The sequence below is a fragment of the Paraburkholderia sp. genome (assembly GCF_004298475.1).
Lineage (GTDB): Bacteria > Pseudomonadota > Gammaproteobacteria > Burkholderiales > Burkholderiaceae > Paraburkholderia > Paraburkholderia denitrificans.
On record NZ_SCRP01000033.1, the window covers coordinates 55044 to 69210 of the forward strand.

The 14167-nt window shown below is 62.8% G+C and carries 13 protein-coding genes; 6 read left to right on the top strand and 7 right to left on the bottom strand.

Annotation, left to right across the window (positions count from 1 at the left end):
• Window positions 1-212: 212 nt before the first annotated feature.
• Together EPN59_RS16600 and EPN59_RS16605 are read left to right on the top strand one after the other, a co-directional pair.
• Window positions 213-602, top strand: coding sequence for a hypothetical protein (locus EPN59_RS16600; RefSeq protein ID WP_293034828.1), 390 nt, complete (start codon window positions 213-215; stop codon window positions 600-602).
• 26 nt (window positions 603-628) lie between these two features.
• Window positions 629-1120 (top strand): YMGG-like glycine zipper-containing protein, encoded by a 492-nt coding sequence (locus tag EPN59_RS16605; RefSeq protein ID WP_293034830.1) that lies wholly within the window; start codon window positions 629-631, stop codon window positions 1118-1120.
• A 73-nt stretch (window positions 1121-1193) separates the two neighbouring features.
• Here the strand turns inward: EPN59_RS16605 and EPN59_RS16610 are convergent, their stop codons facing one another.
• A complete protein-coding gene (locus tag EPN59_RS16610; RefSeq protein ID WP_293034832.1) occupies window positions 1194-4361 on the bottom strand; it encodes a transglycosylase domain-containing protein in 3168 nt (1055 codons plus the stop codon).
• A gap of 245 nt (window positions 4362-4606) precedes the next feature.
• On the opposite strand from EPN59_RS16610, the gene EPN59_RS16615 reads away from it, so the two are divergent.
• Together EPN59_RS16615 and EPN59_RS16620 are read left to right on the top strand one after the other, a co-directional pair.
• Window positions 4607-4939 carry a hypothetical protein gene (locus EPN59_RS16615; protein WP_293034834.1) on the top strand — a complete coding sequence of 111 codons (333 nt, stop codon included), beginning with the start codon at window positions 4607-4609 and terminating at the stop codon, window positions 4937-4939.
• 179 nt (window positions 4940-5118) lie between these two features.
• On the top strand, window positions 5119-5385 hold the full coding sequence (locus tag EPN59_RS16620; protein WP_293034861.1) for a hypothetical protein: 267 nt from the start codon (window positions 5119-5121) through the stop codon (window positions 5383-5385).
• 93 nt (window positions 5386-5478) lie between these two features.
• Here EPN59_RS16620 and EPN59_RS16625 read toward each other — a convergent pair whose 3' ends face one another.
• The 4 genes from EPN59_RS16625 to EPN59_RS16640 form a co-directional block, all read right to left on the bottom strand.
• On the bottom strand, window positions 5479-6210 hold the full coding sequence (locus tag EPN59_RS16625) for a response regulator transcription factor (protein WP_293034836.1): 732 nt from the start codon (window positions 6208-6210) through the stop codon (window positions 5479-5481).
• 184 nt (window positions 6211-6394) lie between these two features.
• Window positions 6395-6529: a hypothetical protein gene (locus EPN59_RS16630; RefSeq protein WP_293034838.1), complete on the bottom strand. Its 135-nt coding sequence runs from the start codon at window positions 6527-6529 to the stop codon at window positions 6395-6397.
• Between the two features lie 80 nt (window positions 6530-6609).
• Window positions 6610-7041 carry a DoxX family protein gene (locus tag EPN59_RS16635; protein ID WP_293034840.1) on the bottom strand — a complete coding sequence of 144 codons (432 nt, stop codon included), beginning with the start codon at window positions 7039-7041 and terminating at the stop codon, window positions 6610-6612.
• A 277-nt stretch (window positions 7042-7318) separates the two neighbouring features.
• Window positions 7319-7480, bottom strand: coding sequence for a hypothetical protein (locus EPN59_RS16640; RefSeq protein ID WP_293034842.1), 162 nt, complete (start codon window positions 7478-7480; stop codon window positions 7319-7321).
• Between the two features lie 786 nt (window positions 7481-8266).
• Between EPN59_RS16640 and flhD the strand changes: the two genes are divergently transcribed.
• Window positions 8267-8587: a flagellar transcriptional regulator FlhD gene (gene flhD / locus EPN59_RS16645; RefSeq protein ID WP_293034844.1), complete on the top strand. Its 321-nt coding sequence runs from the start codon at window positions 8267-8269 to the stop codon at window positions 8585-8587.
• Window positions 8588-8598: 11 nt separating this feature from the next.
• Entirely contained in the window at window positions 8599-9192 is a 594-nt protein-coding gene (flhC, locus tag EPN59_RS16650) for a flagellar transcriptional regulator FlhC (RefSeq protein ID WP_293034846.1), read from the top strand.
• A 158-nt stretch (window positions 9193-9350) separates the two neighbouring features.
• Here the strand turns inward: flhC and EPN59_RS16655 are convergent, their stop codons facing one another.
• Window positions 9351-10916 carry an efflux transporter outer membrane subunit gene (locus EPN59_RS16655; RefSeq protein ID WP_293034848.1) on the bottom strand — a complete coding sequence of 522 codons (1566 nt, stop codon included), beginning with the start codon at window positions 10914-10916 and terminating at the stop codon, window positions 9351-9353.
• A gap of 13 nt (window positions 10917-10929) precedes the next feature.
• Window positions 10930-14115 (bottom strand): efflux RND transporter permease subunit, encoded by a 3186-nt coding sequence (locus tag EPN59_RS16660; protein ID WP_293034849.1) that lies wholly within the window; start codon window positions 14113-14115, stop codon window positions 10930-10932.
• Window positions 14116-14167 lie beyond the last annotated feature (52 nt).

Genomic DNA, 14167 nt, shown 5'->3' on the forward strand with positions numbered 1-14167 from the left:
CGAATTGTTACTGGCGCTATCCTTGCTCACACGAACCCGCAAACCCATGTGGCCCAAAAGCGGGCATTCGCGGCACCCACGCGCCAGGCACTTGTAACAACTCGAAAAATCAGTGCAATCCACGTAATTGCATTGGTACGCGCGATGTCATAGCGTTCGATTATTAACGAGTGGACGCGTCCGCGTCCCAGGCATCCGTTCTGGAGAAAGTTGTGAACAGGTCAAAAGTGATCCTCGGGGCCATTGCGACCGCCATCGCGTGTGCGAGCGGCGCAGCCCATGCGGCGCGTTGGGCCGTCGGGGTGGGCGTCGGCGCGCCCTGGTACTACCCGGCGCCTTATTACTACGCACCGGGGCCGGTCATCGTCGCACCTCCTCCGGAACCGCCTACCTGGATCGAGCAAGGTCAGCCGCCATACAGTCCCGCCGATGAGGCGTATTCGCAGTATCAGCAAGGTCCGGCGGGCGCGGAAAACGATCCTGAAGCCGATAACAGCGACACCTGGTATTACTGCGACGCATCGCGGACCTACTACCCGTATGTGAAGCAGTGTGCGTCGGGCTGGCGTCCGGTTCCCGCCCAACCCGCTCCCGAGGACTAAACCTTCCAGACCGGATCGAGGTTCCAATGAAAACGACCTACCTCGCGCTACTCGTCACCGCAGGTCTCGTCAGCGCATGCTCCGTCGTCCCCACCGGGCCGAGCGTGATGGCGCTGCCGGGTGCGGGCAAGACCTTCGACCAGTTCCGCGCCGATGACGCGCAGTGCCGCGCGTTCGCCTTCCAGCAGGTGGGCGGCCAAACGACGAATCAGGCTGCGACCAATACCGCCGTGGGCAGCGCGGCGGTCGGCACGGCACTCGGCGCGGCAGCCGGCGCCGCGTTCGGCGGCGGCCGCGGTGCTGCGGTCGGCGCGGGCGCGGGGCTGCTGACGGGCAGCGCCGTCGGCATGGGCAACGTCCAGGGGTCCTCCTTCGACATCCAGCGCCGCTTCGACTACGCGTACCTGCAATGCATGTACGCGAGCGGCAACCGCATCCCGGTTCAGGGCCGCATGATGACGACGCCGATGCAGGGTACGCCGCGCTACATGCCGCCTCCGCCTCCGGGCGGGTGGTAATGAGAGACCGTCTGCTTCGCGACCGTGGCTGAAATGCCCGATCGCGAAGCGGCGTGCGCTGCGAGTGATCAGACTACCGGATCGAGCCCCCCGCATCCGCGGACGGCTGCCATGAAACGTCGCGCGCCGCGCCCGTCTGCAAATCGTACATCGTCACCTGCAACCGGCCGCGCTTGACTTCGGGCTTCAATCCGCCAGGCGGCACACGACCCTCGAGCAACGGCTGCAACACAGGAGCGAGCGATTTGAGTAGTTGCACAGACAACGCACTCGTGAACGTATAGCGCGCCGCATACGGCTCGTGCACCCACGCCGTGAGCGTGCCGTAGAACCGGTCGCCGATCACGAATACGAAGGTCGCGGTGCGGTTCACCTTGCGCGATTCGATGAGCCGCGCACCCCGCGCATACACGTTGAAGCGCTGATCGCCCGTGCCGGTCTTGCCGTACACCTCCAGCGTGCGCCCGTCCTTGAAGGTCATGCCGCCGGCAAGGCGCCGCGCCGTGCCGCCTGCCACCACCGACGTCAGCATCTCGTGCACCACCTGCGTGATCTCCGGCGAGATGAGCGGTTGAGGCTTCGAATCGCCGTGCACGAAGCGCGTTTCGTAAGGCGTGCCGCGCGCGAAGTCGAGCGACTCGAAGCTGTGCGTCGGCAGCTTCTGGCCGTCGCTCGCGATGAGGCCGATCAGGTTCGCAAGCGCCGCGGGCCGGTCGCCGGAAGCGCCAATCGCCGCGCCATACGAAGGCGTGATGTTCGCGAACGGGTAGCCGAGCGCGCGCCACGACTGGCCAATCGCATCGTAGGCGCGCAGTTCGATCATGTGGCGAATGCGCCGGTCCTGCGTCAAGTGGTATTTCGTTTTAAAGAGCCAGCGATACGTATAAAGGCGCACGTCCTTGCTGTCCTGCTGAATCTGGTCGAGCGTTGCTTCGGGATGTGCACGCAGATAATTCAGCAGCCACAGTTCAAGAGGATGCACGCCCGCGATATAACCGCGGTCGTTCAGATTGAAACGATCGATGGCGTATTTGTCGTATTCCTTCGCGAGATCCCCGTCGTCGAGCCACTGGAACTTCGTCCCCTTCAGTTGCGCGCGCATCTGGGCGTCGAACCACGTCTGCGAGCCGTCCGGCACCACGCTGCGCAGCACCGTCGCGATGCGCGCCGGACCTTTGCGCGTATGTTGCAACAGGATCGCCAGTTGATCGTCGGCGCTCTTGCCTTGATAGCGCGTGTAGAAGCGCTTCATATAGACCTGACTTTCGCCGTCGGCAAAGCGCGTGAGGTACGCGGTACGCACCTGCGGATTGTCGAGCCATTGCGCCGGCGGTCCCGAGGTCTGAATCATCTCGTAGCGAACGATATCGCGCATCAAACGCACGAACACGAGATTCACCGAATGCTGGAACGCGCGTTGCACCGTAAGGATCTGCGAGTTATCGTTCGAGTCGAAGTTGTTGAAGCTCTGCGCGCCGCCGCCGGTATAGAACGTTTCGCCCGGATTCGCCGAGTATTTGCGCTCGACCGCCGCTTCGAGCATCGAATGCAGCGAGCGATCATCCGTCTTCGACAAATAGTCGAGCGCCCAGCGCGTCAACACATCGGACGGATCGGGCTGGATCGCGCGCAGTTCCTTCGCGCTGAGCGCGCCGTACTGCGCATGCAGGTCGCTCACGATCTGCAGGTACGTAACGAGCGTGCGCAGCTTGGCCGTCGAGCCGAGATTCATGCGCGCACCGGAATTGATGTCGAACGGCTGGTTCACGCTGTCCGTCTGCACGCGCACAAGGTTTTCGCCGTTGCGCCGCTCGAAAAGCGTAAAGCTGTAGGCGATCTTCGACGGATCGTCGGCGGGCCTGAGCATTTCGAAGCCCACCAGCCCCGCTTTTTGCGCGCCATCCTTCGTCATCGCATCGGCGAGACGCTCGTTCACGGCCTGCTGCACGCTTTCGTCGAGCGTCGCGGTCGCGCTGACGTCGAGGCGGTCGAGATCGTAAAGCGTCTTCAGTCCGAGCGTCTGCATCAGTTGCGTGCGCAGCGACAGCACCGCCTTGCGCTCCAGATACGACGCGGCGACATGCTGCGGCTTCGTGCGGTCGAGCGTGAGCGTCGTGCCAAGCGCCGCGTCGCGCAGCGCGGGCGTGATGACGCCGCCGCTCGCGAGCAGGCGCAGATAACTATCGGTGAGCTTCGCGAGCGCGGGATTGTCGTGTACGAGGAAGTAAGACGGCGCGCGCTGCGCGATCAGCAGCGAGAGCACCTGGCGGAAGGCGAGCGCCTGCTCGGCGAGGGTCGCCGACGACACCGGTTCGCGCAGGATGGCATTGACTTCGCGGAAGTCGCGGCCGTACCACGCGGCGAGGCCGTCGCCGATGCCGTTCACTTCACCGATGCCCGCCTTCGCCGAAAGCGGCACGGAATTCAGATAGCGGACCAGGATGCGCTGACGCGCAGCCATGGTCTGCGGGCCGTCGAGATACGCGCGCACCGAAGCCGACGCGATCTGCCGCAGCTTTTCGGGCGGCGTCGCGGTGCGGCCGCCATCCGAATGGCGGAATTTCTCGATCTGCGTGGCGAGCGTGCTGCCGCCCGGCGTCTGCTGATGCCGGTTCAGAAGGCGTGCGCCCTGATCGACGAGCGCGCGGCTAAAACGGCCCCAATCGATGGCCGGATTGCGATTCGGCTGATCTTCGGCGAGCAGGTATTTGTCTTCGATAAAGAGCAGCGAGTCGCGCACGAGCGGCGGCACGGCATTGAAATTCTCGTAGGCGCGCTGCGGATAGCGCGTATGAAACAGCAGCGTGCCGTCGGTGTCGCGCAGCATGAAGCCGGCCTGATCCTTTTCTTCATACGGCACGAAGAGCCCTTCGTCCGCCAGCGCCATCATGCGCTCCGAATCGCGCGCCTGGGCGGCAACGGCAAAGCCGCGCGCCGTGAGCCGCCGCTCGAACGCGGGCAGCTCCGCGTAGCCGAGCCGCACGTCGTAAGGCCCATTCGTCGTGGGAAAACGGATGTTGTGGCTTGGGCCGCTTTCGACGGCGAAGCCGATGTCGCGCGTGAGTTCGGAAAGATAGTGCGCCTGCAGGCGTGACGTGTCGATTTCGATCTGCACGATGCGCGCGATGATGACGATCGCGGCAAGCAACGTGACGACGAAGCCCCACTTGACCCACCGCCAAAGTGAGGCCACACCCACACCGAAGGTGCGAAATGGAAAGCGGATCGACGGGCGGTTCATGCGTAGTCTCCCTGACGTCTCGCCAGATCACGGAACGGCACCTGTTTTATAGTCTATCTCGCTATGTCGGAACGCGTACGGCGTTATGTTGGCGTCCACTCCGACAGTCGCAACCCCGCAACAGTCATGCCCGTGCCGCCCGCGCGGCCCCCGGACACGTCACGATGCCGACATAATGTATGGCCGCCGTATAGCCCGCCGCGCCCCCGAGCGGGCCACGCCGCGCGCCGCCCCACAGGAGAAACATGAAGTATTCCGCCCTGCCGCTTGTCTTCACGCTCACGCTCGGCGCGTGCGCCTGGTTCCAGAGCAACCCGGATTCGGGCCAGCCGGTGATCGACACGACAACCCACCGGTCGGTCCACGACGTGATCGAGTGCCTGACGGCCCAGGCGGGACAGCACGGCGCGAGTTTTCGCACGCGTGCGCTACCGCAGGGCGAAATGCTCGAATTCGGTGACTCGAACGTCATCAAGGTGCGCGCCGACCAGGGCGTCACCACCTACCGCTTCTACGCGGGTAAACGCCACGCGTCGAATCTCTGGATCGAGGGCGCGAGCAAGATCTGCGCGCCCTGATCCGGCATCGGCAGATACCCTGGGCGGAATACGATTTACATACTTTTACGGACGTAACGCCGTGTAGCATCGCGACACATTTTGGCTGCCGGTTTTAAGAATCGTTTAAGTCTTGGCCAGCATCATCGGCCGGACCAAATAACACCCAGCAGGAGGAACGCGTGAAGAGTTCTGATCCGATGACCCAGGAACGATTCAATCCGCAGCAGGCGGCCGTGAAGCCGGCGAAGCGCACGATCCTGCGACGGCTGCTGAGCCATCACGAACTCGCAACCCTGTTGCTGCTGCTGCACGCGCCCATCGACGCATCCGCCAAACCCGAGATTCCGATGCTCCAGGAAGCCGGCCTCGTCGAGCAGGTGCCGTGCAGCGCTTCGGGCGCGGCGAAAATCCGGCTCACGTCGGCGGGCAACGCCGTGCTCCAGGGGCTCGGGCTCGCACGCTGACGCCAGCGCAAACCCGCGCGAACGGAAGAAAAACCGGCGGTGCGCGTTAAGCGCACCGCCGGTTTTTTTGCGCTGCTGAAATGGACGCGTGCGTCAGGCTGCGCCGGATTCGTCCACGCCCGCATCGTGCGCGAGGCCCATCAGCCGATAGCCGGTCCGATAGACGGGCTCCAACTGGAAGCCGTTCGGTTCGTCGATATCCAGCAGCACGCGCAGCCGCGATACGTGGCTGTCGATCGTGCGCGTGGGCGTACACAAGTCGCGTCCCCACACCATCGTGTAGATATGGCGACGCGACAGCACCCGCCCGACGTTCGCGAAGAAGAGCAACGCGAGCTGATACTGCGTGCTCGAAAGCGCAACCGGCTTGCCGCGAACGAAGACCATCTGGCAACGCGTGTCGAACCGGTATGGGCCGACCAGGAGTGTGATGTCGTCGTAGCGTTCCGGAAACACACGCCGCAGCAGTGCGTTGACGCGCGCGGAGAACACCAGCGGACACACCGGCAGGCTCACGTAGTCGTCGGCGCCCATGGCGAACGCGCGCACGATGCTGTCCTCCGAAGTGTCCTCCGACGCGAACAGGACGGGTATCTGGCTACCGCCCGGGACACGCGCCGTCTTGAGCACCGCCTTGCGCACCGCAGGGGCCGAGAGCCGCGTGCCTTGCCAGTCGAGCACCAGCATGTCGAGCGTCGATGCAGCAAGCGCTTTGGAAAGAACAGGCCAGTCGCTGAACGGCACACATGTGTGCCCGCACTGAGCGAGCGCACACGCGATTTGTCCGCGTTGCGTCTCGTTACGATGAAGGACCGCGATACGCATTTAGACCGCCTGTTCGATAAGGTGATTAATCGATCGCATTCTGTGGATAACCGGGTCATTCGGCTATGAGAGCAATCCGATTTCGTGAGGCGGGTTTACCACGGTCTCGCGCCTGCGGGATTGAGCGCTCCGCAACGCCATTGCATGCGTTGCACGCGCTGTACGGCGTCTGACTTTGTGTCTGTTAAAGCGACGCTTCCTGAATCGTCCCGGTGGCGATTGCGCGTTCGATCAGCACACGATGCGTGCCGTCCTCGGCAAGGCTCGCACAGAACTGCTCCGTCTTGCCGCCTACATTGAAATCGAAGTTCTGTATCAAGGCATGCTCCCTTTCCACCCGGCGAATTCCGGCTTTAAACGCGCTGGGTTTAAATGCGCTGGCCTTAACCGCGCCTGGCTTTAACCGCGCCGCCCGCCGTGCGTCTCACGCATTGCGTCGATGGAGGCTCGCCCCGCGCCGGTCACCATCAGCAGCAGGAAACCGCCTGCAATCGCAATGTTCTTCCAGAAGTGAACGACCGCGTCCTGCTGCTGCACGGCGTCGGTGATGTTCCAGAAATCGTGGCCGAAAACCGCCGTGACGATGGTGTACACGGCCAGCAGAAAACCCACTGCACGCGTGCGCACGCCGATCACGAGCGCGATGCCGCCGAGCAGTTCGACCGCGACTGCAACCGGCGCGGCGATCGGCGCGTAAGGAACCCCCTTCGTGTGCAGATAGCCCATGAAGCCCGCGTAACCGAGCAGCTTCATCGCGCCGCCCCACAGGAACAGGACAGCAAGCGCAATGCGGGCGATGAAGATGACCAGGGATTCAGCGGTTCGCGTCACGGTGTGCTCCGGTATGCAATGACGGAATGGCCACGCAGCCCGCGCACAGTTCCCGCGACGACACGCGCCAGCCACCGTCGCATAGCGACGGGAGCACAGCAGGCTTTGAAGCCATTGCCATCAGAATTGATTCGGATTACCTGGTATATGGCGCACGGCTCCGCGCCGTTTGACCGCTTCCCGACCTTTGAAGCACTGCACGCCGCACGTGGCTCGCGCCATCTACGCGCGCGGCACGCGATACGGGTTCCCGCTGAATGGGCCAGTGCTGGCACGCTCAATGCTTGTGATGCAGGCCGTGGCCGCGATGGGCATCGAGCCAGCGCGCGAGGCGCGCTTCAAGAATGCCCCGGCTGCGACGCGACACTGCCCACATCGCCGCGCACACCGCCAGCATCACGGCTGGACCCAGAAGATAAGCAGCTACGGTTTCCCTCATGGCACTCTCCTCGCCACGCCGCCGAACTTTGACATTTCATTTTAGGTGATCGCACGTTGGCGGATAAAGCTCGCACCTCCTCTTCCGGTCAACGTTTGCGCGTGTATTCCGCAGGCCGCGATACCCGGCAGGCCGGGCCACACGCGCCGCACTTCTTTCATCTGTGGTGCATCGGGTGCATCTTACTCGCGTCGCCTGCGACGATGCGTCACAGCGTGAAACGTGGTTCGTAACAGTGAACGTCACACACACTGTGTAATCTCGCATGACACCAGTCGGCGAATGCGGCGCGCTCTGAAGTTGTATCAAAAGCACGAACATTTGTTACATTTAAATCTTCCGATGTATTAATGTTGCATTACGCATTTTTTACTTGCGCTGTTAATACTCGAAAACGCCTGGTTGTCTTATCTCGCCAACACTTCTCACGCTGAGAGTTGCATCCGCAGCGAAATATCCCCTGTAAACCATATCTGACAGGCATCTCCGCCACACGAACGTTTAGCGCGTATCGTCGCAACGTTGTCATACAAGCAAACGTAAATATCAGAAAAACTTACCGAAATCATTGTTCGCGAACAATGATTTTTTTGTGACAGGGATTGATTTCCGAGATACCACCTCATACAATTCCGGCTAAGGTGTTACGAGTTGTAACATCTTGTATCAATTAGCCAGGCCCCGCCGGGAAACAAAAAAAGAGCGACGGTCGGCACACATAGACCAGAAAGCACAACGACGGCACAAGCCGTGGCGTTAATGATTCGGGGCTTCGGAAACTGAGAAATGGACCGCAGCAGCGAGACGCTGGATTCTATCCGCGAGATTAATTTGTCGTACCTGATGCTTGCGCAGCGCATGCTGCGCGAGGACAGGCCAGTCGGTATGTTCCGGCTGGGTCTGTCGTCGGAACTGGCCGAACTGCTCGCCGGGCTGTCGCTCGCGCAGATCGTCAGGCTGGCTGCTTCCGACCAGCTCCTTTGCCTTTTCCGCTTCGACGATCACTCGATGTTGTCCGCGCTTACGCAGACGGCAAAGCATGCGGACGTGGCAACCACTCACGCGGCCATCCTGCTTGCAGGACAGCCGGCTGGGCAATTCGCCTGAGGAGCACGTCCATGACGCGGCGCAGCCTCACCGAAGACGCTCAGGAGGTATTTCGCGCAATCGCGCTGATCGAACTGGGCGCGCGAATGCAAGTGCTCGAAAGCGAGTTGAGCCTCTCGCGCGACCGTATGATCCGCCTCTATCGCGAGATCCGCGGCGTGTCGCCGCCGAAAGGAATGCTGCCGTTTTCGGCCGACTGGTACATGACGTGGCTGGCGAACATCCACGCTTCGCTGTTCTACAACACGTACCTTTTCCTCAAGAACGAAGCGCGTTGCTCGCATCTCGACGCGCTCACCAAGGGGTTCCGTCTGTATCTGGAACACTGCCGCCACAGCGGGACCGAGCCCGTGCTCGATCTCACGCGTGCGTGGACCCTGGTGCGGTTTTTCGATGCCGATATTCTGCAGTTGACGCCTTGCTGCCGTTGCGGCGGCAAATTCGTCGCGCACCGTCACGACCTTCAGCATAACGTCGTGTGCGGCGCATGCCAGCCGCCTTCGCGCGCGGGCAAGACGAAAAAGGCGGCTGCGGCGCGACGGGGCGCCACGCAGACCGAAAGCGACCACCCGGTTACATCGGGCGGCATCGCCGAGGCTGCTTGAGCGAGGAAACAAGATCCGGGCCCACCCGGACACAGGACCAAAACAAGACCAAGACGCGAAGCCGTCCGGTGCGTTCTACGCACCGGACGGCAAAGCGCTTTTTTCTTTTTCTCTTCCCTTTTCTTTTCCCGTATTCCTCCCGGCTGCGCGTGACGAACTCAGCGTAACGCGAGCGGTGCAGGCGCCGAAGCGCCGCCATCGCGCTGCGGATCGTCAGCCTTCATCCCATCCCAGCCGCCGCCCAGCGCACGAATCAGATTGACTGTCGCGACAGCCTGCGAACCCTGTAGCCGGCTCGCCTGCAATTGCGCGACCAGCACCGAACGTTCGCTGTCGATCACGTTCAGATAGCTCACCTCGCCTTCTTCGTACTGCGTGCGCGAGAGGTGCGCCGAGCGCTGCGACGCATCGACGGCATTGTCCTGCTCGCGAATCTGGTCTCTGAGCAAGCGCAGATCGGAGAGGTTGTCCTCGACTTCGCGGAACGCCACGAGCACTTGCTGGCGATACTGCGCCACATCCTCGTCGTATTTCGCGCGCGACTGCGCGAGATTCGCACGACGACGGCCGCCGTCGAAAAGCGGCACCGTGAGCGCCGTGCCCGCGAACGGCCCGAGCAGGAACGCGCGACTCGACCACATGAAGAGATCGCCGAGCGACGCCGACTCGAAGCCGAACGCGCCTGTGATATCGAGTTTCGGGAAGAACGCCGACTTCGCGAGGCCCACGCGCGCGTTCGCGGCAGCCATCGCACGCTCCGCAGCCGCGATATCGGGGCGGCGTTCGAGCAGCGTCGAAGGCAGACCTGGCGGCACCTGCGCGGCAACAGGCGCAAGCGGCGTCTCGGGGAACGAGAAGTCCGCCGGCGCCTTGCCGAGCAGGATCGCGAGACCGTGTTCCGACGCTGCGCGCTGACGCGCGACACCGACTGCATCGGCACGTGCGCTCGCGAGTTCGTTGCGCGCCTGCGCGACATCGAGTTCGCTGATATCGCCTTCCTTGAACCGGCGTTCGACGAGCTTGAGCGCATCTTCACGCAGCGCCACGGTGCGGCGATACAGATCGACATTCGAGTCGAACTGGCGCAACTGGAAATAATTCTGCGCGACGTCGGCCTGCAACGTCAGTTGCACCGAGCGAAACAGCGCCTCGCTCTGCTGCGCATCGGCACGCGCAGCGTTGACGTTCGAACTCACGCGGCCAAACAGATCCGCCTCGTACGACGCCGTTCCTTGCGCGCGCCAGAGCGTTTGCGTCGGCACGCTGGTGTTCTGCGGCAGAGACTGCGAAGCGGGTGAAAGATGCTCGTAAGTCGGCCCGAATCCCGCATCGAATGAAGGGAACCACGACGCGCGCGCCGCCCGCGTCACCGCACGCGCCTGCTGCACGCGCGCTGCAGCCGCCTTCAGATCCTGGTTCGCGGCCTGCGCCTGTTGTTCGAGCGCGTCCAGCGTCGGATCACCGAAAACCGTCCACCACTGGCCGCGATGCGCGTCGTCGGCCGGTTGCGCAGGCGTCCAGGCGCCGACATCGTGCGGACCCGCGGGCGTCCGCTGGGCTTCCTTGAATGCAGCCGGAACGGCTGCATCGGGCACGCGATACGTCGGCTCGACCGAGCATGCCGCGAGCCACGCAAAGAGCGCGACGGACGCTGCGATCCGCGTGATGCGCCCCCACGCAACGCTATTTCCCGGCAAGCGGTCTTCAACGGAATAGTGAGTCATGTTTTTCTTCTCCTCAGGCATCGATCGTCGGCAGCGCCGTACGCGCACTGTCCTTCTGCGCAACGTGGATCTTGCCGCCCGCAATCGTGCGCAACACGACATAGAACACCGGCGTCAGCAAGAGACCGAACGCCGTCACACCGAGCATGCCGAAGAACACCGCAATACCCATCGCATGACGCATCTCGGAACCGGCGCCTGTCGATAGCACGAGCGGCACGACGCCCATGATGAATGCAATCGACGTCATCAGAATCGGCCGCAGACGCAACCGGCTCGCCTCGATGGCCGCCGAGAACGGCGTGTGGCCGTCGTGTTCGAGTTCACGCGCGAATTCGACAATCAGGATGGCATTCTTCGAAGCCAGTCCCACCAGCACCATCAGGCCGATCTGCGTGAAGATGTTGTTGTCGCCCCGCGTGAGCCACACGCCGGTTAGCGCGCACAGCACGCTCATCGGCACGATCAGGATCACCGCGAGCGGCAGCGTCAGGCTCTCGTAGAGCGCGGCCAGCACGAGAAACACGAGCAACACGCTGAGCGGAAACACCCAGATGCCCGCATTGCCCGCGAGAATCTGCTGGTACGTGAGATCGGTCCATTCGAACTTCACGCCGCGCGGCAAGACCTCGGCCGCGATGCGTTCCGCCGCTGCCTGCGCTTCGCCCGACGAATAACCGGGAGCCGGGCCACCGTTGATGTCGGCGGCGGTGTAGCCGTTGTAGCGCACCACCATCTCAGGACCGTAAGTGGGCGTCACCGTCACGAGCGACGATAGCGGCACCATTTCGCCCGCGGCGTTGCGCGTCTTCAGCTGCAGGATGTCGTCGGCCTGCTGGCGAAACGGCGCATCCGCCTGCACGCGCACCTGGTACACGCGGCCAAAGCGATTGAAGTCGTTCACGTAGAGCGAGCCCAGATAAATCTGCATCGTGTTGAATACGTCCGTCACGGGTACGCCAAGCTGCTTCGCCTTCGTGCGGTCCAGATCGACGTTCAGTTGCGGCACGTTGATCTGATAGCTCGAAAACGTCGGCCCGAGTTCGGGCGTCGCCGCCGCGCGCTTCATGAAGTCCTGCGTCGCGCGATCGAGCGCCGCGTAACCCAATGCGCCGTGGTCTTCCAGCTGCATCTTGAAGCCGCCGAGCGTGCCGAGACCGAGAACCGGCGGCGGCGGAAAGACGGCAACGAACGAGTCCTTGATCTGCGCGTACTGCTGGTTCAGCGCACCCGCAATCGCCCCGGCAGAAAGCGCCTTGCCGCCGCGCTCCTTGAACGGCTTGAGCGCGACGAACAAGACGCCCGCGCTCGAACTGTTCGTGAAGCCGTTGACCGAAAGACCCGGGAACGCCACCGCGCTTTCGACGCCAGGCTGCTTCAACGCAATCGCACTCATGTCGCGGATCACGTTTTCGGTGCGGTCGAGCGACGCGCCGTTCGGCAGTTGCGCGAATGCGATCAGATACTCCTTGTCCTGCGCGGGAACGAAACCGCCAGGCACGATGCGCGCCATCAGAACCGTTGCGCCAATCAACACGGCGTAGATCATCAGCATGGCGCCCTTGTGGTGCAGCACACCGTGCACGCCGCGCCCATACGCCTCCGAGCCGCGATGAAACACCTTGTTGAACCAGCGGAAGAAACCGCCGAGCACGCGATTCATCGCACGCGTGAGCCAGTCTTCCTTCGCGCCGTGACCGCGCAGCAGCAGCGCGGCAAGCGCGGGCGAAAGCGTCAGGGAATTGAAGGCCGAGATCACCGTCGAGATGGCGATGGTCATGGCGAACTGCTTGTAGAACTGCCCGGTGAGACCGCTCATGAACGCGAGCGGCACGAACACGGCAACGAGCGTGAGCGCGATGGCGATGATCGGCCCGCTCACTTCCTGCATGGCCTTGTAGGTCGCGTCGCGCGCGGAGAGGCCGCTCGCGATGTTGCGCTCGACGTTCTCCACCACAACGATCGCATCGTCCACGACGATCCCGATGGCGAGCACCATGCCGAAAAGCGATAGCGCGTTGATCGAGAAGCCGAAAGCGAGCAACAGCGAGAACGTTCCGACAATCGATACAGGCACGGCAATCAACGGAATGATCGACGCGCGCCACGTCTGCAGGAACACGATCACCACGATCACGACCAGCACGATCGCTTCGAGCAGCGTATGCACGACCGCTTCGATGCTCGCACGCACGAACTGCGTCGGGTCATAGACGATGCGGTAGTCCACGCCGGCAGGAAAGTCCTGCTTGAGTTCCTTCATCGCCGCGCGCACCTGGTCGGAAATCGCGAGCGAGTTCGCGCCCGGCGCCTGGTTGATCGCAAGCGCGACGGCGGGCTTGTTGTCGAGCAGGGACCGCAGGCCGTATTCCGATGCGGCGAGTTCGATGCGCGCGATATCGCGCAGGTACGTCACGCCGCCATCGGGATTCGTCTTGACGATGATGTTGCCGAATTCGCCCTCGGTGCGCAGGCGCCCGCGTGCATTCACGTTCAGTTGCAGCGGCGTGCCCGGCACGCTCGGCGATGCGCCGATCACACCCGCGGCCACCTGCACGTTCTGCTCGCGGATGGCGTTGACGACATCGCTGGCCGTGAGATTGCGCTGCGCGACCTTCTGCGGATCGAGCCAGATACGCATGGCATAGTCGCCCGAACCCCACAACTGCACTTCGCCCACGCCCTGGATGCGCGCGAGGCGGTCCTTCACGTTGAGCAACGCGTAGTTGCGCAGATACGTCATGTCGTACGCGTTGTTCGGCGAGATCAGGTGCACGACCATCGTGAGCGTCGGCGAGCTTTTGATCGTCGTGACGCCGAGACGCTGCACGTCCTCCGGCAAACGCGGCAGCGCCTGGTTGACGCGGTTCTGCACGAGCTGCGTGGCCTTGTCGGGATCGGTTCCCAGACGGAACGTGACCGTGAGCGTGAGATTGCCGTCGCTGTTCGCCTGCGATTGCATGTACAACATGTTCTCGACGCCGTTGATCTGCTCTTCGAGCGGCGCAGCCACGGTTTCGGCAATTACCTTCGGGTTCGCGCCCGGATATTGCGCATGCACGACCACCGACGGCGGCACGACCTCGGGGTATTCGGAGATCGGCAACTGGAACAGTGCGATCACACCGGCCAGCAGGATCACCACGGACAGCACGCCCGCGAAGATCGGCCGGTCGATGAAGAATTTCGATATGTTCATGGGTTGCTCGTTAAGTTATCGCTTAGTTCCACTAATCGGCGCAGAGGAAAGC